The sequence below is a fragment of the Streptomyces sp. NPDC014870 genome (assembly GCF_043081505.1).
Lineage (GTDB): Bacteria > Actinomycetota > Actinomycetes > Streptomycetales > Streptomycetaceae > Streptomyces.
Genome location: NZ_JBIBWQ010000012.1, coordinates 107,043 through 125,355, shown reverse-complemented (window position 1 = coordinate 125,355; position 18,313 = coordinate 107,043). Strand labels below are relative to the sequence as shown.

Below are 18,313 nucleotides of genomic sequence, written 5' to 3'. Positions count from 1 at the left end.
CGTGTTCGGGCCGTGGCTACGCGGGATGGCGCAGGCGCTCCATGGAGTCCATGCACTGGCTCCACGGGCGAACACGGGCCCGGGTGGCCGCGACCACCTGGGCGACGTGCGCGGCCGCCGCCAGGGTCATGTGCCGGTGCCAGCCGGCACAGGTCCTGCCCTCGTAGTCGAGGGTCCCCACGTGCGAGGCCGAACTGGCGAAATCCTGCTCCACGCGCCGGGTGAACTGGGCCAGCCGCAGCAGCACACCGAGCGGCGTCGCCGTCAGGTTGGTGAGCCAGCAGTGGGCCGGCTGCCCGTCTCCGCCGTCCCACTGCCCCAGCAGCAGCAGCGGGTGCCCGGCCCATTCGACGCGGACCCCGGCGATCAGGCTCGCGCGCACGGTGCCCGTCGCCGGGTCCGTCCACTCCACCGGGCGCCGCCGCATCCGGTGCAGCTGCAGCAGGCGGTCGGCACGCAGCGGGCGGCGGGCCCGCCCCGGCCCCTGCGCCGGCAGCACCGACAGGTGGGCGGGCACGGCGGCGAGCAGCGGCGCGCCCGCCGGCATGTACCGGTCGAAGGCCGGACGTACGTCGGCGCCGGGGACGTCCAGGACCACGGGCCGGGGCCCGAGGGGGGACCGGTCCAGGCCGAGCGTCGCCACCGCGGCCCGTTCCGCGGCCTCTTCGCCGGCGCCGACCAGGTCCCACCGCACCGGCACCGTGACCTCCTGGGCGACGCCCCACACCCCGACGACCCGCCGTCCGCCGGGGGCCCGGGCGCCGGAGACGCCTCGGACCACCCAGGCGGCGAACCGCAGCTCATGGTCGGCGTAGCTGCGCAGCGCCCTGCTGAGCGGCTCCCAGTCCCATGTCGACGAGGCGATGAAGTGGTGCAGGCTCTGCGCCAGTTCGGGGCCGCCGACATGCGCGGCGATGTTCCGTACCGACTTGCGGCCGTCGGTCGCGATCAGGCCGCGCAGATACTGCTCCCCCCTGATCCGCTGGTCGCTTCGGGGCAGTCGGGTGAAGAGTGCCTCGGAGAGCTCGTTCAGGACACTGGTGCTGCTGCGCATGTGGCGCCCCCTCCGCTGGTGTCGTGTCCAGATCCTTCACAACATAGCGATGATTATTATTTTTTGTCGAGAGGGAAAGGCCCAGGTGAGACCGGTCGCACCGAGTGTGGGTGCGTCAGCCGCGCACCGGATCTCGTCGGGTCCGGCCCCAGCGTCGCATCACCGGACGCTCCACTCCGACATACAGCAACCAGCCACCCAGCACGGAGGCGGCGAACATGGCGGTGAGGACCCCGATCCCGGCGAGCGTCCCCACCCGGCCCTCATCCATGATCATCGTCCGCACCGCGTACATCACGACGTAGTGGATCACGTAGAACCCGAAGGAGATCTCACCCAGCCAGATCGCCACCCGGCTCCGCAGCACCGTACGCCGGCCGGCGACGTCGATCCGCGCCACCGACACGATGAGCAGCGCGAGCGGTACGGCCGTCACGGCGTAGAGGCCGTACAGCCAAGGGGCGGCCAGGGCCGCTCCGTACGACAGCGCAAGCAGGGCCGCGGCCGCGCCCAGGGGCAGCCGGAACCAGCGGCCGGCGAGCACCGCGCGTGCCGTGATCATGCCCAGCGCGAACTCGAAGAGCCGGACCGGGGGGAAGTTGTACGCGAACCACCACTGCACCACCGACAGCGGATACCCCTCGGGCGTCTGCGGCGCGCTCGGCAGCAGGAACCGCACGACGAGCTGGACGCCGATCATGCCCGCCACCGTCGCACCGGCCCAGGCCCACAGGTGACGGGCCGGAATCCGCCGCACGAGCTTCAGCAGGAAGGGGAACAGCAGGTAGAAGAGCAGCTCGCTGCAGAGCGACCAGCTCGGCAGATTCACGCTGATGTACGTGTCGTGCTGCGGGAACCACGAGTGGACGAGGAACAGGTTGGGCAGCCACGCCGAAGGGGCCGTGAACGCCGCGGCGAACAGCACCATCGCAAGCGCCCAGACCACGACGTGGTTCGGGTAGATCTTCATGAGGCGGCGGCGCCAGAACGAGGTGACCCGGTCGCCCTCCCTGGCCGACCAGGTGAGGACGAAGCCGCTGAGGATGAAGAAGAACGAGACCCCCATCCAGCCGGCCTTGCTGAAGAGCCACTCGTAGCCGCCCGCCACGTCCTCGTCCGCGAACGGGCTCAACGGGAAGTTGGTCAGCGAGGAGTGGAACGCGAAGACGAGCGCCGCCGCGAGGAAGCGCAGGCCGGTGAGGGACGGCAGCCGTGCCGCCTCGGACGTTCTCGCGCGCGGCTCGGCGGCCTGCGGCCGCGTATCTGTCGCTGTACTGCTCATGGGTCACATCCCCCCTGCGGTCACGGTGACGGTGTCGGACACCTGGCCGGCCGGCTCCCGGCGGCGCCGGCGCTCCGACAGCGCGAGCTGAACGACGACCAGCGTGCCCAGCGCGGTCAGCACGGCGGCGGCCAGGGGCACGGAGCGGACACCGAGGCCGAGGTCGATGACCTCGCCGCCGTACCAGGAGCCGACGGCCGCGCCGACACCGAAGGCGGACATGTTCGCCGTGAGCGACAGCGTCGGAGCCTCGGCCGCCGTGGACAGGACCCGGGTCTGGAGGCCCGGGATCAGCGCGAAGGTGGCCACGGAGAAGAGGAAGACGAAGAGGCCGCTGAGCGCCATGACCGGGCTGACCAGCCAGTAGAGGGCGAGGGTCACGGTCAGCAGGGTCGAAAGGCCGATGATGCTGGCCATCAGGGCGCGGTCCGCCAGCCTGCCGCCGATCATGTTGCCGACGATCGAGCCGACGCCGTACGCGATGAGGAGCCCCGGCACCCAGGAGTCGGCGAAGCCGCTGACGTCCGTGAGCAGCGGCACCATGTAGGTGATCAGGGTGAACATGCCGCCCGAGCAGAGGGCGGTCGCCAGGACGGTGCCCAGCACGTCCCACCTCTTGAAGACCTTCAACTCGCGGGCCACACCGGCGTTGTCGGTGGCGCCCTTCGCCGTGGGGACGGTCACCCAGACCAGCAGGGCCGCGGCCACGCCGAGGACGGCGATGGTGCTGAACGTGGTGCGCCAGCCGAAGTGCTGGCCCACGAACGTGCCCAGCGGGACGCCGAGCACGGTCGCGAGGTTGATGCCCAGCTGGGTCGCGGCGACCGCGCTCCCGGCCTTCTCCTTGGGCACCATCGAACCGGCCGCGACCACGCAGAGCGCGACGAACGTGCCGTGGATGATCGCGGTGATGATCCGGCCGACGACCAGGACGGCGTACGAACCGGCGCTCGCGGAGACGATGTTGCCGACGACGGAGACCGCCAGGAGGCCCGTCATCAGGGTGCGCCGCTCGATGCGGGTGGTCAGCAGCGTGACCAGCGGGCCGCCGAAGGCCATGGTCAGGGCGTACACGGCCACGAGGAGACCGGCGGTGGAGATGCTCACCGCGAGGTCGTCGGAGAGCTCGTGGAGCATGCCGCTGGGGACGAGTTCGGCCGTACCCACGCAGAAGATGGCCAGGATCAGACTGACGAGGCGAATTGGCATGACGTTCCTAGGGGAGGGGGTGGGGGGACGGGTTGCGGGGGGACGGGTGATGGGGAGCGGGTCCCGGGTCTCGGCGCCGGGTTACGACGCCTGCCGGGACAGGGCGACGTCCGCCGTGCTCGCGTCGAGCGCGGGAAGCTCCGGCGCATCCCGTCGTGCGCGGGCCCACATGAGCAGGGAGAGGGCCAGGGCGACGGTGGTGGCGAGGGCGGCGGTCAGGGTGACGGCGCGCACGCCGAGGCCGAGGTCGATGGTCGTGCCGCCGAGCCACGCGCCGAGGCCGTTGCCCAGGTTGAAGGCGGAGACGTTGGCGGAGAGCGCGAGGGCCGGCGCGGCGGACGCGACCGCGAGGATGCGCGCCTGGAGCGCGGGAATGATGGAGAAGCCGGCCGCGCCGAAGACGAAGAGCGCGATGATCGCGGGGACCGTGTAGGGGCTGGCGCCCCAGAAGAGCAGCAGCGCGCCGAGGAGGGCGGCCTGGGCGCCCAGGACGCCGCGCATGACGTTCTTGTCCGCGGCCTTGCCGCCCAGGATGTTGCCGAGCACCGAGCCGACGCCGAAGACGATGAGCAGGACGCCCACCATGGGGGCCGAGAATCCGCCCACGTCGCGCAGCAGGGGCGCCAGGTAGGTCGAGGTGGTGAAGACGGCTCCCTGGGCGAGCACGGTGATCAGCATGGAGAGCTGGAGACTTCCCTTGCGGAACACCTTCAGCTGCTGGCGCACGGAACCGCTCGCCTCGGCCGACTCCTCGTCCTCGGTCGACAGACCGCTCGGTACGAACCGCTGGATGAGGAGTACGCACACGAGGGCGAAGGCGATGATGAAGACGAACGTGGCCCGCCAGCCGAACTGCTGGCCGATGAACGTGCCGATGGGGGAGCCGAGCACGTTGGCGAAGTTGAAGCCCAGCGCGATCTTGGCCATGGCGGTCGCCTGCTTGTCCGGCGGGGACATGAGGGCGGCGACGTGCCAGGCCACGGCGGCGAAGGTGCCGTGGCTCAGGGAGGTGAAGACCCGTGCTCCCATCAGCGTCGCGTAGTTGGGGGCCAGGGCGGCGATGAGGTTGCCGGCGATGAAGATGCCCATCAGGCCGAGCAGCAGGGCCTTTCGGGCCCACTTGGTGGTGAGCAGGGTGATGATCGGGCCGCCGATGGTCACGCCCAGCGCGTAACCGGTGACCAGGAGGCCGACGGTCGGGATGGACACGTCCAGGTCGGCCGACATCTCGGGCAGGATCCCGGCGATGACGACCTCGGCAGTGCCCACACAGAAGACCCCGAGCATCAGGGCCAGGAGGGGCAGTGGCATGGGGATCCGTGCCTTTCGTGAGGATGTCGAACCATCGACCAAGCAGAAGGAAGATGCATTCGTTTGCATGTAAATCATGGAGGAACATGAGAGTGTGGTCAACCACAGCAAGGAGTTACGCTGGGCGACGGGGGAGATGGGCACCTGGAATGGTTCGAGAGACTGAGTGAAGGGCCACGTCAATGGAGACTTGGGGACCCGGGGCCGGGCGCGACGAGGTGGCCCTCTGGCGCCAGCTCGCCCGCTTGACGGAGCAGGTCAACTCGACGGTCGGCAGGCGGTTGACGCGCGGCCACGGGGTCGCGATGAGCGAACTGCTGCTGCTGCTCTCCCTGACGGAGCAGCGGGACGGCACGCTGCGCATCTCCGACCTGGTCAAGGCGCTGGGGGCCAATCAGTCGTCCGTCAGCCGGATGGTCGCCCGGCTCGAGGAGGCCGGCTGGGTCGTGCGGCGCAGCGCCCAGGGTGACAAGCGGGGTGTGGACGTGCAGGTCACCGCCGAGGGTGCGGAGCTGGCCGGAGCGGCGCGGCGGACCCTGAGCCAGGCCCTTGCGGAGGCCCTGGACGCCGCCGCGCTCAACGACTCGACGGCCTCGCTCGTCGCCCGGCTGCGGTACACGCCGGCCGCGCCGACGGTCTGAGCGCCCCCTTCGCCTTCTCGCGCGGCCCCGGCCGTGGGTTCGACGCCCGCGACCGGGGCCGCGTCGTCGTGTCCGGCCCTTCGGTGCTCGTACCTCGGGGGCATGCCTCACGGCGATAAGTAGATGCATCGGAATGCATTTACTATGACCCTCATCACGTTGCGATGTATGCATGTGGGGCTCTAGTGTTCGAGCCGTGACGGTCAGGCTTCAGGCCGCGTCGGATGGATTGCCACCCCTGAACGCCAGGCGACAGCCGGGTGGGCGCTCCGACCGCGGCGACGCCACGTCCATCGAAAGGCGCGCACCTCGCGTGACTCACCGACGCTCCTGGGGGAATTGCCATGTCCGAAACCACGATGTCCCGGCCCGTCGGCCTCAACTCGGTCGCCGACCTGCCCAAGCCGCCCGGGCTGCACTGGAACGTCAGGGCCCACCAGCCCGTCGCCTACGGCGTCAGCATGGTGCGCGGCCTCCTCGACCTCGACAACCCCACCCTCGCCCGCGCCTGCGGCGGCGGACAGGGGACCCCGTTCCGCTGCCTCCTGGTGATCGACGCCACCGTCGACACGCTCTACCGGGACCGCTTCGCCGACTACTTCGACCACTGGCAGATCGAGGCCACCTGGCAGGTCGTCCAGGGCGACGAGGAGGCCAAGTACCTCGAACAGGCCGTCCGCGTCACCGAAGCCATGTCGCGGATGGGCATCCTGCGCCGCGCCGAGAAGGTCGTCGCCGTCGGCGGCGGCGTCGTCCTCGACATCGTCGGCTTCGCCGCCAGCATGTACCGCCGCGGCGTGCCCTACGTCCGCGTCCCCACCACCCTGATCGGCCAGATCGACGCCGGCATCGGCGTCAAGACCGGCATCAACTACGGGCACCACAAGAACCGCCTCGGCTCCTACTTCGCGCCGGAACTCGCCCTGATCGACCCGGAGTTCCTCCGCACCATCGACCCGCGGCACACCGCCAACGGCATGGCGGAGATCATCAAGATGGCCCTGGTGAAGGACGCCGCCCTCTTCGAGCTCCTGGAGGCGACCGTCGGCACCATCACCCCCGAGACCCTCGCCGGCTGCGGCTCGACCGTCAGCGAAGTGCTCTCCCGGGCGATCTCCGGCATGCTCGACGAACTCGAGCCCAACCTCTGGGAGCAGGTCCTGGAGCGGTCGGTCGACTACGGCCACACCTTCAGCCCCTCCCTCGAACTGCGCGCCGACCCGCCGCTGTTGCACGGCGAGGCCGTCGCCGTCGACATGGCGATCTGCCTCGCCCTCGCCCACCTGCGCGGCCACCTGTCGCAGGCCGACACCGACCGCGCGCTCCGGCTCCTCGTCGGCTTCGGGCTCCCCGTCTCGCACCCCGTGTTCACCGAGGAACTCCTCGTCGAGGCGCTCGCGGACGCCGTCAAGCACCGCGACGGGCACCAGCGCGTACCGCTGACCCGGGGCATCGGCTCCGTCGTCTTCGCCAACGACCTCACCCCCGGCGAGCTCGCCCGGGCGCTCGAGTTCGTCGGTTCCTGGACGGCGGCCGCGGAAGGCGCGCTCGTCGGTGCGGCCAAATGAGCACGGCCGTCACTGTCTTCGACGTCGGCGGGACGCACATCCGGCAGGCCTGGTGGCTGCGCGAGGGAGAACTGCGCGGTCGCACCTCGCGCCCCTCTCCCACCTTCCGGCGCTTCCCCGGTGCCTCCGTCGCCGAACTCCGGGCGATGATGGTCCGGGAGCTGTGCGACGCTGTGCCTGAGACGCAGGACGCCGTCGTGGGGATCTCCTTCGGGGCCGCGCTCGACCACCGCTCGGGCACCGTCTACGCCTCCGCGCCCCTCTGGGGCGGACACAGCGAGCCGTACGACCTGCGGGCCGCGCTGGAGGCCCGGCGGCCGGACGTCCGCTGGCACCTCGTCAACGACGTGACCGCCGCACTCCTGCACGCCGCCGCGGCCCCCGCCCGCCGCGACCACCGCAAGGTCCTGCTCGCGACCATCAGCACCGGTATCGCCTGCCGGGTCCTCGACCGGCGGCAGGGCTCCATCCCGGTGGACGGCGCCGGGCTGCAGGGCGAGATCGGTCATCTGCCCGCCCACGCCGAACTGGCCGGCCGCGCGGTCGAGCTGGACTGCGACTGCGGGCGGACCGGCCATCTCGCCGCCTACGCCTCGGGGCCCGGCATCGCCAGGATGGCCGAAGCCCTCCGGCAGCGCGCACCCAAGCGCTGGGCGGCGTCCCGGCTCGGCACCCTCACCGCCGAGGGCGTCGCCTTCGAGACGGCGCTGCGCCGCGCCCTGGACGCGGACGACGAACTCGCCGCCGAACTGCTCGACGCGGTCACCGCCCCCGTCGCCGCCGTCCTGCGCACGACGCTCTGCCTCGACCCCGAGATCGACGAGGCGGTCCTGACCGGCGGTGTCGTGCACGGCCTCGGCGCCCACTACCGGCGCGCTCTCATGGGCCACCTCACCCGCCAAGGGCTCTACCTGACCAGCGAACTGACCCCCGACTGGCTGGAGCGGCGCATCACCGTCACCGGCCCCGGCGAGGCCGACGGTCTCGCCGGGGCGGGGATCGCGGCCTGCGCGGGAGCCCCGGCATGAGGGCGGCCCACGACGTCCCGCACCACCGGGCACTCGTCCGGGAAGCCGGCCGGGTCGCGCTCCGCTCCCGGTACACGCCCCACCCCGCGCCCGGCGAACTCCTCGTCGCCACGCAGGTGGCCGGGGTGTGCGGAACGGACCTCCAGATGCTGCGCGGTCTACGGGACGACCCGTCACCGGTGATCGGCCACGAGGGCATCGCCCACGTGGTCGCCGCCGGCGCGGGCGTGCCCGACGCGCTGCGCCCCGGCACCCCCGTGGTGGTCAACCCGACGCACAGGACCGACCCTTCGTTCCTGCTCGGCCACAACGTGGAGGGCCTGCTGCAGGAACGTACCCTCATCCCGGCGACCGCCGTCGGGGACGGACTCGTCCTGCCGCTGGAGCAGGCCCCCGACCCCGTCCTCGGCACGCTCGTCGAGCCCCTGGCGGGCGTCCGGTACGCCCTCTCCCTGCTCGCCGGCGCCCGCCCCCGCACCCTGGTCGTGTACGGCGACGGGACCATCGGACACCTCGCCGTACGCGCCGCGCGCCGGCTGCTCGGCGCGGACGTCCGCACGGTCCTCGTGCACCACACCCGCGAGGGCCGGGACTGGAGCGCCCGGCACCCGGTGGCCGGCACGGAACCGGTGCTCGGCGGAGACCACGAGGCGCTGCCGCCGCTGGGCGACGGCCCCCTCGCCGTCCTGCTCGCCACCCCCCGCGACGCCACCCGCCGGGCGCTGGAGTCCGCGCTGCGCCTCGACGGCGGCGACACGACGATCGACATGTTCGGCGGACTCCCGCCGGGCGCCACCAGCGCGCTGCTGCCCGGAGTCGACCTCACCGCCGTCCGGGCCGCCAACTGCGCGGGCCACCCCGTGCCGGCCGCCTTCACGGAGGCGGTCACCACCGACGGCCGGCGGGTACGCCTGACCGGCCACCGGGGCGTGGGCAACCACCACCTCACCGAGGCCGCCGCCGAGTTGCACCGGCACCCGGCCGCCTACCGCGACCTGGTGACCCATGTCGTGGAACCCGCGGAGGCCGCCCGCATCATGACCGCCCTCGCGGCCGGCGGCAGCCGGACCGTCGCCGGCGAACGGCTCGTCAAACTCGCGGTGCGGTTCGCCCCCGCGCCGCCCTCACCCAAGGAGACTCCGTGCCCGTAGAGGGAAAGCACCGCCGCCGCGCCCTGGTCGTGGGCGGGTCGACGGGCCTCGGCCGGGGTGTCGCCGACGCCTGGGCCGACGCGGGGCTCGACGTCCTGGTGCTCAGCCGGTCGGCCCCGACCGGCCCCGGCGCCGACCGGCTCCGCTGGACACCCACCGACCTCACCGACTCCGACCAGGTCGCCCGCGGCCTGGCGGAAGCGGCCACAGCGCCCCTGCACGCGGTCTGCTACTCGGCCGTCCACTACGGCGCCGGCCGCGCGCTGTTCCGGGACTGCGAGGAGACGGAGTGGCGCCGCCAGATCGACGTCAACCTGCACGGACTGTGGCTGACGCTCTCCCGGACGCTCCCGGCGCTGCGCCGGGCCGACGCCCCGGGCGTGTTCCTCGGGATCTCCTCCGAGGTGGTCTACAACGCGGGGCCCGGACGCTCCGGGTACGCCGCGTCGAAGGCCGCGGGCTCGGTCCTGCTGGACTCCGTCGCGCAGGAGGAGAGCGCCGAGGCCCCCGGCGCGGAGGCGCTGCGCGTCGTGCAGGCCCTTCCGGCCGAGATGGTCGACACGCCGGGGATCCGGCGGCGGCGCCCCGAGGGGTTCGACTACAGCGCGTACATGAGCCCGGCGAGCTTCGGTCCGCTCGCCCGTGAGCTGGCCGCGACCTCCGGTGCCGGACTGCACGGCGCCCACCTCGTCGTCGACGGCACGGGCGCCTGGCACCCGGTCGGCGAGGGGCTGCCGCGCTCCCAGAGCCGTACCGTTCCGTCCCGGGCCGCGTCGTGACCCGCGCCCCGCTCGTGGGGCTCGCCGACTGGCGGCTCCCCGGGGACCCCTTCGACGCGGTCGAGCAGGCCCACGCGCTGGGCGCCGACGGCCTCCAGTTCGACCTCGGCGGACCGGGCCGGGGAGCGTGGCTCGACGCGCCGGGAACCCTCGACCGGCTCCGGGAGGCGTGCGCGACGCGCGGACCGACACCGCTCGCGGTCGCGGGCAACACGCTCAACGACATCGGCCTCACCGCTCCGGCCGGCAGCGAGGACGCCGCGCGCGCCGAGCGCGTCCTGATCCGGGTGCTCGACGCGGCCGCCGCCCTCGGGGCGCCGCTGGCGTTCGTACCGAGCTTCCGTCGCAGCGCCGTCCACGACCTGGCAGACCTGCGGCGGACCGCGGTCGTGCTCGCCAGGGCGGCGCGGGAGGCGGAGGCCCGCGGGCTGCTCCTGGCCAACGAGAACGCCCTCGACCCGGAGCGCGCGCGGGCTCTCGCGGAGGAGGTGGCCGTCCCCTCCTTCCGGCTGCTCCTCGACACCTACAACCCGAGGGTGGCCGGCCTCGACGTCCTCGCCCTCGTCGAGGCGACCGGCGGGTGGATCGCGCCGCAGGTCCACCTGAAGGACGGCACGGCCGGTGTCGTCGGCACCGAACTGCTCGGAGACGGCGACGGCCGGGTCTGGGAGGCGCTCGCCGCCCTCCGGGCCCAGGGGAACGCACCCGACGCACTGGTCCTCGAGAACGACTACCGCGACGGCGACCCCCGGCGCCCGGCCCTCGACCTCGCCCGCGCCCACGCAGGCGCCGCCCCGCATGCCACCGACCCAGCCCACACCGGGAGTTGACTTGTCCAGCGTTCCGTCCACCTACGACACGACCCGGCTCATGGACGGTGTGGTGAGCCTGGGCACGCACCCCTTCCCCCCGGAACCCCTCGGCGCGGACACCGTCGTGATCGAGCCCGCGTACATGGGGATCTGCCGGGCGGACATCAAGGAGATCATCGGCTCACGGGACGTGATGGAGGACCGCGGCCCGCTGTTCGGCCACGAACTCGTCGGCACCGTCTTCCTCGCGGGCGCCGACACCGGCTTCGAGGAGGGCGACCTGGTCACCCTCAACCCGAACATCACCCCGAACCGGACCACCGGCTTCGCCGAGTACGTCTTCGTGCGCGGCACGACGGAGGAACTGGACGAAGCCGTCGTACGGCTGCCGGAGTCCGAGGCGGGCATCGGCGAAGCCGTCTGGATGCCGGAGCCGTTCGCCTGCATCGTGCACGCCCTGCGCAAGCTCCTCGAACTCACGCGGCAGACCTCCCTCGCGGGGAAGCGGGTGGGCATCGTCGGCGCCGGCTGCGCCGGGCTCATGTTCGCCATGTACGCCCGGCACCTGGGCGCGTCGGTCGTGGTGTTCAACCGGGGCGAGGAGCGCCGTGTCTTCGCGCGGGAGCAGGGCCTTCTCGCGGAGGACGAGATCGCCGCGCTCGCGGAGGCGGGGGACCGGCGGGACGCGTTCGACGTCGTCGTCGTGGCCCCCACGGTCGCCACCGCGGAACTCCTCGGCGTCGCGGCCGGCCTGGCCGCCGACGGAGGGGTCCTGCTCGTCTACGGCGGTACGCGCGAGGGCGACCGCTTCCCCGGCGACCAGGTGGACGTGGACACCGTCCGCAGGACCGAGCGCATCGAGTCCGTGCGGCACCAGGGGAAGCGGCTCGACGTCGCCGGCGCCTACGGGTGCGGCAGGGAGGACTACGAGGAGGGGTTCCGGCTGCACGCGCTCCATCCCGAGCGCTTCCCCCTGGAACGGCTGGCGTCGCGGCGGCTCGACCTGGCCGAGCTGCCTGCCTTCGTCATGGACGCCGCCGCGGGAGTGCTCGACCTGCCCGGCAAGGTGCTGGTCAGGGCGGGCTCCCGGGGCTGACCAGGGCCACTCGCCCGGGCGCGGGCCGCTTCCGGCACCGGTCAGGGCCGCTCGCCTGGGTCCGCTCCGGCGCCGGTCAGGCCCGCTCGCCGGCATCCGGTACCGGCACCAGGGCGAAGCCCTCCCGGTCGGGGCCCGCGTCGGCGACGCGCGTCCCGTCGGGGCCCCAGCCGCCGCTCAGTCCCACGCAGGGGCCCGCCTCGCACACGCCGACGAGGTTGGCCAGGACCACGTGAAGTCCGAAGTCCCTGGCCCGTACCGGATACACCTTCTCGAACGAGTCGTTGTTGGGGTCGAGCGCGGAACTGGCCAGATAGACCGCGCAGCCGTCGGCGGCGGCCCGCTCGGCGATGTCCGGGAAGCGGTTGTCGTAGCAGGTGGCGAGCGCGAACCGGACCCCGTCGAGGGTGAAGCGGCCGTCGGTCGTGCCCGCGGCGAAGACCTCGTTCTCGACGCCGTGCAGATGCGACTTGTCGTAGCGGGCGAGCAGCCCGCCGTCCGGGCCGACGACGAGCGAGGTGATCCCGGGCCTGCCCTCCGCCGTGCGCACGGGACCGTTGACGACCGCCGCCGCGCCCGTGTCGCGGCATGCCTCCCTGACCGGGGCGAGGCGCGGGTCGTCCTCGGTGAGGTGCAGGGCCGGGGTGGCGCCGATGAGGGTCGGTTCGTAGCCGGAGAGGGCCAGCTCGGGGAGGACGACCACGCGGGCGCCCTCGGCGCCGGCCCCTCGGATCAGGCCGGCCGCCGTACGGACGTTGGCCTCGACGTCCCCGGCGGCCGGGGCGAACTGTGCGGCAGCGACGATCATGACCCCCATCATCCCACCCGCCGCCTCAGCGGGACCCGGCGGCCACCGCGAGGATCGACCGGACCTGGGCGACGATGTCGAGCCGGTTGCGGACGAACTCCGGGTCCGTGACCGTGCCCGTCGCGGGATCCGTGTTGCCCGCGCCGAACTGCAGGACCGGGGTGTGGACATGGCCGCCGGGCAGCCCGGGCAGGCCGAGCCGGTCGCGCAGCAGGGTCGCGCGGTAGGCGATCTCGTTGGAGAGGTAGTTCCCGCCGCCGCCCGCCCGGGCCGTGGAGCCCGCCGTCGGACCGTCCGGGCGGTCCACGGGCCCGGTCCCGCCCGCCGGGATCTCGGTCACCCCCGTGTTGTCCCGTACCGGGAACCGCCCGGTGCCGGCCGCGACGATCGCGGTGTACGGCAGGGTCGTCGCCGTCCACTGCGGCTGGGTGGCCGGGTCGGCGACCGGGACGGTCTCCGTGCGCGCGAGGTTCGCGTTGTCGGGGAAGCCGCCCCGCCAGGCCCCGTTGAACCGCTCGATGTCGAAGCGGCCGATCCGGCCCTGGCTGACGGTGGTGAAGAGGTCCACCTCCGGCAGGTGCGCGCGCAGGGTCCGCTCGACGGTGCCGTCGGCGAAGTCCTGCCAGCGGACGGGGAAGACGGCCGTCTCGACCCGGGCCAGGCTGCCGTCCGCCGTCCTGATCAAGGTGCCGTCCAGGGCCAGCGCGGTGGCCCCGGACGGATTGCTGATCCGGACGTCCCGGTCGAGCGTGAACGGGTCGAAGCCGGTCAGCAGGATCCGCTTCACCCCCTTGCCGGCCGGGAACCGGATCGCGTCCTGACCGCGCGAGGAGCGCTCGAGCCGGTCGAGGAGCCGCGCCCTGCCCGCCTCGCCGAGCGTGAACTCCGGCTGCCAGAGCCGCAGTTCACGGGTGAGGGCGAGCCGCGCCCAGTACAGCGGGCGGTCGTCGTCCTTGCTGAGGTCCCCGCGCACCCTGCGCCCCTGCGCCCGGTCGACGGCGTCCCGCCAGAGCCGTTCCCCGTGCCGTACGACGGCCCGCTCGGCCTCTCCGTACGACTCCGCCCCGGCCAGGGCGCGGGCGAACTCCGGTGCCACGGAGGCGAATCCGCCGCGCCGCAGGATCTCCTGGGGCGCGGCCCGGTCGAGCCGCGCCTCCTCCACGGGCACCGGGTCCGCAGCCGTGGCGGGCGGCGCGCCGAGCGTCAGGGCGGCGGTGATCAGCGCGAGACCGAGCGTTGCGGAACGTGAACGGGACAGCACGGGCGGGACCTCCATCGGGTCGGAAACCGGCCCGCGCAGTATCCCGGCTCACCCGCAACTCCCGCTACAGCGCCCTCACTTGTCGCTCTCCTCGTCGACGCTCCGCGTGCCGTTCCGGTCGCCGCCGTGCAGCAGTCGCAGGAAGTCCCGGAACGCCCCGGGCATGTCCACCGCGGCCGGGTCGAGCAGCCACTGGTACTGGAGCCCGTCCATCACCGCCGTCAGGATCGGCGCCGCCTGCTCGGGCGTGAGACCGCTCGGCAGGCGCTCGCCGAACTCCAGCCGCAGCACGGTCGCCATCTCCGCGCGGACCTGGGTGTAGCGCTCGGTGAAGAACCGGCGGGCCGGGTGCTCCTCGGTCACGCTCTCGCCGAGCAGCGCCGAGAAGGTCTGCACGATCCCCGGCCGCATCGCGTTGTACTCGACCAGCGAGTCGATCAGGTCGAGCCGCCAGCCCTCGCGGGAGCCCGCGCCGCTCGTGTCCCACTTGTCGCGCTCGGCGAGCACCGCGACGAGCAGGGCCTCCTTCGTGGGGAAGTAGTGCAGCAGCCCCTGCTGCGTCAGGCCGACCCGCTCCGCGACCGCGCCGAGCGACGCGCCCCGGTAGCCGCGCTCGGCGATCACTTCGAGGGCCGCGCGCACGATGTCGGCGCGCCGCTCCTCGCTCCTGGCCCGCACCATCGCCGTGGCCCCCTCTCCCTGTCGTCATCAGGACCGTACGGCATGACATGATTACGAAACGATAACGTAACCTACCAATCTACAGGCAACGGGTCCACCATGGGCCGCACACCACGTCAACGAGGAGGCATGGCCATGGCGGAGAACAGTGCGGCGATCGGCGCGGCGGGCAGCGAGGACGGCGCCGCCGGCGCGGAGAGCGCGCGTGAGCAGGCCGTCGAGACGGCGCTCGGCAAGCTCGACCTGGACACCAAGGCCCGGCTGCTCGGCGGCCAGGACATGTGGTCCCTGCCGGCCGTGCCCGAGATCGGCCTGCGGTCGATCGTGATGTCGGACGGCCCGATCGGCGTCCGGGGCGTCCGCTGGACCGCCGACGACCCGTCCGTCGCCCTGCCCTCGCCGACCGCTCTCGCCGCCTCCTGGGACCCGGCGCTCGCCCGCCGCGCCGGCCACCTGCTCGCCCAGGAGGCCCGCCGCAAGGGCGTCCACGTCCTCCTCGCCCCCACCGTCAACCTGCACCGCACCCCGCTCGGCGGCCGCCACTTCGAGGCCTACAGCGAGGACCCGTACCTCACCGGAGCCATCGGCACCGGCTACGTCCAGGGCGTCCAGGACGGCGGCGTCGGCACCACGGTCAAGCACTACGTCGGCAACGACGCCGAGACCGACCGCTTCACCGTCGACAGCGTCATCGCCCCCCGCCCGCTCCGCGAGCTCTACCTCGCGCCCTTCGAGGCCATCGTCAGGAACGCCCACCCCTGGGGCATCATGACCGCCTACAACCAGGTCAACGGCGTGACCATGACCGAGCACAGGTACCTGGTCAACGAGGTGCTGCGCGGCGAGTGGGGCTTCGACGGCTACAACGTCTCCGACTGGATGGCCGCCCGCTCCACCAAGGGCGACATCGAGGGCGGCCTCGACGTCGCCATGCCCGGCCCCCAGACCGTCTACGGCGAGGCGCTCGCCGCCGCCGTCCGGGCCGGCGAGGTCGAGGAGTCGGCCGTCGACGCGGCCGTACGGAACGTGCTGCGGCTCGCCGCCCGCGTCGGCGCCCTCGAAGGCGCCCCGCCGGTCGTCACCGAGCCCCCGGCCGCCCTCGACGGCGACGCGCTCGCCCGCGAGATCGCCCGCCGGGGCGTCGTCCTCGTCCGGAACGAGAACGGCGCGCTGCCCCTCGCGAGCGGGGGCACCGTCGCCCTCTCCGGCGCCGCCGCCCGCGACGCCCGGATCCTCGGCGGCGGCTCGGCCCAGGTCTTCCCCGACCACACCGTCTCCCCGCTCGACGGCCTCACCGCCGCACTGCCCGAAGGCGCCCTCACCTTCACCCTCGGCGCCGACCCGAGCGACGAACTCACCCCGGCCGGCTCGGTCTCGTCGGGGTTCAGCCTCCGTGCCGTCTGCCGGGACGCCGACGGCACCGTCCTCGGCGAGGGCTCGCTGCCCAACGGCCAGGTCCAGTGGATCGGCGACGACCTGCCCGCCGGCGTCACCCACGAGGCCCTCGCCTCCATCGAGGTCACCGGCACCTTCACCCCGCGCGAGTCCGGCGAGCACTCCTTCGGCACCCGCGGCCTCGGCGCCTTCACCCTCCGCGTCGCCGGGGAGACCGTCTTCGACGGCCTCCAGGCCATGGGCCCCGAGAGCGACCCCTTCGAGGCGTTCTTCGGCTCGCCCGTCGAGCGCGCCAAGGTCGCCCTCACCGCGGGCGAGACCGTCGAGGTCTCCCTGCTCCACCCGCTGGACAAGGAGTTCGCGGCCCCGCTGCCGGCCGTCATGTTCTCCTTCGTCCACCTCGGGCCGCGCCGCGACCCCGACGAACTGATCGCCGAAGCCGTCGAGGCCGCCCGCGCCGCCGACACCGCCGTCGTGGTCGTCGCCACCACCGAGCGCGTCGAGTCCGAGGGCTTCGACCGCAAGGACCTCGCCCTGCCGGGCCGCCAGGACGAGCTGGTCCGGGCCGTCGCCGCCGCCAACCCGAACACCGTGGTGGTCGTCAACGCCGGCTCCCCGGTCGAGATGCCCTGGCGCGAGGACGTCGCCGCGATCCTGCTCAGCTGGTTCCCCGGCCAGGAGGGCGGCGCCGCGCTCGCCGACGTCCTCACCGGCGCCGAGGAGCCCGGCGGTCGGCTCCCCACCACCTGGCCGGTCGCCCTCGCCGACGTCCCGGTCACCGAGGTCACCCCCACCGACGGCGAACTGGCCTACACCGAGGGCGTCTTCATCGGCTACCGCGCCTGGGACAAGGCCGGCGCCACCCCCGCGTACGCCTTCGGCCACGGCCTCGGCTACACCAGCTGGGCCTACGACTCCCTCGAAGTCACCCCGACCGCCGCGAAGGTCAGGATCACCAACACCGGCACCCGCACCGGCCGCGAGGTCGTCCAGATCTACCTGGCGCCGAACGGCGACACCGTGGAGCGCCCGGCCCGCTGGCTCGCCGCCTTCGCGAGCGTCGAGGCGGGACCCGGCGAGAGCGTCGAGACCGAGATCCCGCTGCCCGCCCGCGCCTTCGAGATCTGGGACGAGGAGGCCGAGGGCTGGGCGCGCGTCACCGGCACGTACGAGGTCGGGGCCGCGCACTCGCTCACCGACACCCGCCTCACGGCCACGCTGGACATCTGACCCCGCGTCCCCTCAAGACCGGCCCCGGGGCGGAACCTGACAACCGCCCCGGGGCTGACGGGCTGTCTTCTAGCGTGTACCGAAGCGGAAGACGGTCTCCGAGGCGTACACCTCGCCCGGCCGCAGCACCGCGGAGGGGAACTCCGGCCGGTTCGGCGCGTCCGGGAAGGCCTGCGTCTCCAGGGCGACCCCGCCGAGGTCCGGGTTCGCGTACACCTGCAGACCTGGCTCGGTGGTCTCCACCGTCACCGAACGCCCGGTGGAGGGCGCGTACAGCTCGGCAGCCGGAGAACCGTCCCCGTCCAGGACGAAGTTGTGGTCCAGCGGCACCGCCGGCGGCCGGGGCGCGCGGAAGTCCAGCTCCGTGCCCGTGACCTCGGCGAACTCCCCGGTCGGGATGCCCGTCGGGTCCGTCGGCGTGTACCGCCCGGCGGCCACCCGCAGCTCGTGCGCCCCGCCGCCGAGCCTCCAGTACGTGTGGTTGGTCAGCGCCACGACCGTGGGCGCGTCGGTCTCGGCCCGGTAGCCGATCCGCAGCGCACCGTCGGCGTCGAGGGTGTACGTCACCGCGACCGCGAGCCGGCCGGGGAAGCCCTCCTCGCCGTCGGGGCTCACCCGGGAGAGCCGTACCCCGCCCTCGACCTCCTCCGCGTCCCACACCCGCTTGTCGAAGCCGCGCTCCCCGCCGTGCAGACAGTGCGGCCCGCCGTTGCGGGGGAGCCGGTGGGCCCGGCCGTCCAGGGTGAAGGCCCCGCCCGCGATCCGATTGGCGTACCGCCCCACCAGGGCGCCGAAGTACGGCTCCGGATGCTTCAGATAGCCCGTCAGCTCAGGGAACCCGAGCACCACCTCGTCCGGCACGCCCTCCCGGTCCGGGGCCACGACCGACTGCACGATGCCGCCGTACGTCAGCAGCCGCACCCGCACGGCGTCCCGCTGCAGGGTCCAGCGCGTGACGTCCGTACCGTCGACCGCACCGAAGGGCTCACCCGTGATCCTCATGATCC

At 73.2% G+C, this 18,313-nt stretch carries 16 protein-coding genes; 8 read left to right on the top strand and 8 right to left on the bottom strand.

Annotated elements, in window-relative coordinates:
* Positions 1-16 precede the first annotated feature (16 nt).
* The 4 genes from ACF09C_RS30830 to ACF09C_RS30815 form a co-directional block, all read right to left on the bottom strand.
* Positions 17-1,054: a transposase gene (locus tag ACF09C_RS30830; protein WP_392096255.1), complete on the bottom strand. Its 1,038-nt coding sequence runs from the start codon at positions 1,052-1,054 to the stop codon at positions 17-19.
* A gap of 115 nt (positions 1,055-1,169) precedes the next feature.
* Entirely contained in the window at positions 1,170-2,336 is a 1,167-nt protein-coding gene (locus tag ACF09C_RS30825) for an acyltransferase family protein (RefSeq protein ID WP_392096253.1), read from the bottom strand.
* Positions 2,337-2,339: 3 nt separating this feature from the next.
* Positions 2,340-3,545: an MFS transporter gene (locus ACF09C_RS30820; RefSeq protein ID WP_392096252.1), complete on the bottom strand. Its 1,206-nt coding sequence runs from the start codon at positions 3,543-3,545 to the stop codon at positions 2,340-2,342.
* An 81-nt stretch (positions 3,546-3,626) separates the two neighbouring features.
* Positions 3,627-4,925, bottom strand: a complete 1,299-nt coding sequence (locus ACF09C_RS30815; RefSeq protein ID WP_392096251.1) for an MFS transporter — start codon at positions 4,923-4,925, stop codon at positions 3,627-3,629.
* A 113-nt stretch (positions 4,926-5,038) separates the two neighbouring features.
* Here ACF09C_RS30815 and ACF09C_RS30810 point away from each other — a divergent pair, with 113 nt between their 5' ends.
* The 7 genes from ACF09C_RS30810 to ACF09C_RS30780 all read left to right on the top strand — a co-directional run bounded on the left by ACF09C_RS30810 (position 5,039) and on the right by ACF09C_RS30780 (position 11,931).
* Positions 5,039-5,497: a MarR family transcriptional regulator gene (locus tag ACF09C_RS30810; RefSeq protein WP_392096249.1), complete on the top strand. Its 459-nt coding sequence runs from the start codon at positions 5,039-5,041 to the stop codon at positions 5,495-5,497.
* Positions 5,498-5,841: 344 nt separating this feature from the next.
* Positions 5,842-7,065, top strand: a complete 1,224-nt coding sequence (locus ACF09C_RS30805; protein WP_392096246.1) for a sedoheptulose 7-phosphate cyclase — start codon at positions 5,842-5,844, stop codon at positions 7,063-7,065.
* A complete protein-coding gene (locus tag ACF09C_RS30800; protein ID WP_392096244.1) occupies positions 7,062-8,093 on the top strand; it encodes an ROK family protein in 1,032 nt (343 codons plus the stop codon). The genes ACF09C_RS30805 and ACF09C_RS30800 overlap by 4 nt, the downstream gene beginning before the upstream one ends.
* Positions 8,090-9,244 carry an alcohol dehydrogenase catalytic domain-containing protein gene (locus ACF09C_RS30795; RefSeq protein ID WP_392096243.1) on the top strand — a complete coding sequence of 385 codons (1,155 nt, stop codon included), beginning with the start codon at positions 8,090-8,092 and terminating at the stop codon, positions 9,242-9,244. Before ACF09C_RS30800 ends, ACF09C_RS30795 begins: the two co-directional genes overlap by 4 nt.
* On the top strand, positions 9,235-10,023 hold the full coding sequence (locus ACF09C_RS30790; protein ID WP_392096241.1) for an SDR family NAD(P)-dependent oxidoreductase: 789 nt from the start codon (positions 9,235-9,237) through the stop codon (positions 10,021-10,023). Before ACF09C_RS30795 ends, ACF09C_RS30790 begins: the two co-directional genes overlap by 10 nt.
* A complete protein-coding gene (locus ACF09C_RS30785) occupies positions 10,020-10,853 on the top strand; it encodes a sugar phosphate isomerase/epimerase family protein (protein ID WP_392096239.1) in 834 nt (277 codons plus the stop codon). The genes ACF09C_RS30790 and ACF09C_RS30785 overlap by 4 nt, the downstream gene beginning before the upstream one ends.
* A 1-nt stretch (position 10,854) precedes the next feature.
* On the top strand, positions 10,855-11,931 hold the full coding sequence (locus ACF09C_RS30780) for an alcohol dehydrogenase catalytic domain-containing protein (protein WP_392096237.1): 1,077 nt from the start codon (positions 10,855-10,857) through the stop codon (positions 11,929-11,931).
* 76 nt (positions 11,932-12,007) lie between these two features.
* Here the strand turns inward: ACF09C_RS30780 and ACF09C_RS30775 are convergent, their stop codons facing one another.
* The 3 genes from ACF09C_RS30775 to ACF09C_RS30765 all read right to left on the bottom strand — a co-directional run bounded on the left by ACF09C_RS30775 (position 12,008) and on the right by ACF09C_RS30765 (position 14,681).
* A complete protein-coding gene (locus ACF09C_RS30775) occupies positions 12,008-12,739 on the bottom strand; it encodes a carbon-nitrogen hydrolase family protein (RefSeq protein WP_392096235.1) in 732 nt (243 codons plus the stop codon).
* 25 nt (positions 12,740-12,764) lie between these two features.
* Complete coding sequence (locus ACF09C_RS30770) at positions 12,765-13,997, bottom strand: pyroglutamyl peptidase (RefSeq protein ID WP_392096541.1); 1,233 nt, start codon at positions 13,995-13,997, stop codon at positions 12,765-12,767.
* Between the two features lie 78 nt (positions 13,998-14,075).
* Positions 14,076-14,681 (bottom strand): TetR/AcrR family transcriptional regulator, encoded by a 606-nt coding sequence (locus ACF09C_RS30765; RefSeq protein ID WP_392096234.1) that lies wholly within the window; start codon positions 14,679-14,681, stop codon positions 14,076-14,078.
* Between the two features lie 135 nt (positions 14,682-14,816).
* Here ACF09C_RS30765 and ACF09C_RS30760 point away from each other — a divergent pair, with 135 nt between their 5' ends.
* Entirely contained in the window at positions 14,817-17,306 is a 2,490-nt protein-coding gene (locus ACF09C_RS30760; protein WP_392096233.1) for a glycoside hydrolase family 3 protein, read from the top strand.
* A gap of 69 nt (positions 17,307-17,375) precedes the next feature.
* Here the strand turns inward: ACF09C_RS30760 and ACF09C_RS30755 are convergent, their stop codons facing one another.
* Positions 17,376-18,308, bottom strand: coding sequence for an aldose epimerase family protein (locus tag ACF09C_RS30755; RefSeq protein WP_392096232.1), 933 nt, complete (start codon positions 18,306-18,308; stop codon positions 17,376-17,378).
* Positions 18,309-18,313: the final 5 nt, after the last annotated feature.

Bases quoted from the DNA above. Each gene is read 5' to 3' on its own strand.
- ACF09C_RS30765 (WP_392096234.1), bottom strand. From the start codon at position 14,681: ATGGTGCGGGCCAGGAGCGAGGAGCGGCGCGCCGACATCGTGCGCGCG.
- ACF09C_RS30825 (WP_392096253.1), bottom strand. From the start codon at position 2,336: ATGAGCAGTACAGCGACAGATACGCGGCCGCAGGCCGCCGAGCCGCGC.
- ACF09C_RS30755 (WP_392096232.1), bottom strand. From the start codon at position 18,308: ATGAGGATCACGGGTGAGCCCTTCGGTGCGGTCGACGGTACGGACGTC.
- ACF09C_RS30830 (WP_392096255.1), bottom strand. From the start codon at position 1,054: ATGCGCAGCAGCACCAGTGTCCTGAACGAGCTCTCCGAGGCACTCTTC.
- ACF09C_RS30810 (WP_392096249.1), top strand. From the start codon at position 5,039: ATGGAGACTTGGGGACCCGGGGCCGGGCGCGACGAGGTGGCCCTCTGG.
- ACF09C_RS30805 (WP_392096246.1), top strand. From the start codon at position 5,842: ATGTCCGAAACCACGATGTCCCGGCCCGTCGGCCTCAACTCGGTCGCC.
- ACF09C_RS30800 (WP_392096244.1), top strand. From the start codon at position 7,062: ATGAGCACGGCCGTCACTGTCTTCGACGTCGGCGGGACGCACATCCGG.
- ACF09C_RS30795 (WP_392096243.1), top strand. From the start codon at position 8,090: ATGAGGGCGGCCCACGACGTCCCGCACCACCGGGCACTCGTCCGGGAA.
- ACF09C_RS30820 (WP_392096252.1), bottom strand. From the start codon at position 3,545: ATGCCAATTCGCCTCGTCAGTCTGATCCTGGCCATCTTCTGCGTGGGT.
- ACF09C_RS30775 (WP_392096235.1), bottom strand. From the start codon at position 12,739: ATGATCGTCGCTGCCGCACAGTTCGCCCCGGCCGCCGGGGACGTCGAG.
- ACF09C_RS30760 (WP_392096233.1), top strand. From the start codon at position 14,817: ATGGCGGAGAACAGTGCGGCGATCGGCGCGGCGGGCAGCGAGGACGGC.
- ACF09C_RS30815 (WP_392096251.1), bottom strand. From the start codon at position 4,925: ATGCAAACGAATGCATCTTCCTTCTGCTTGGTCGATGGTTCGACATCC.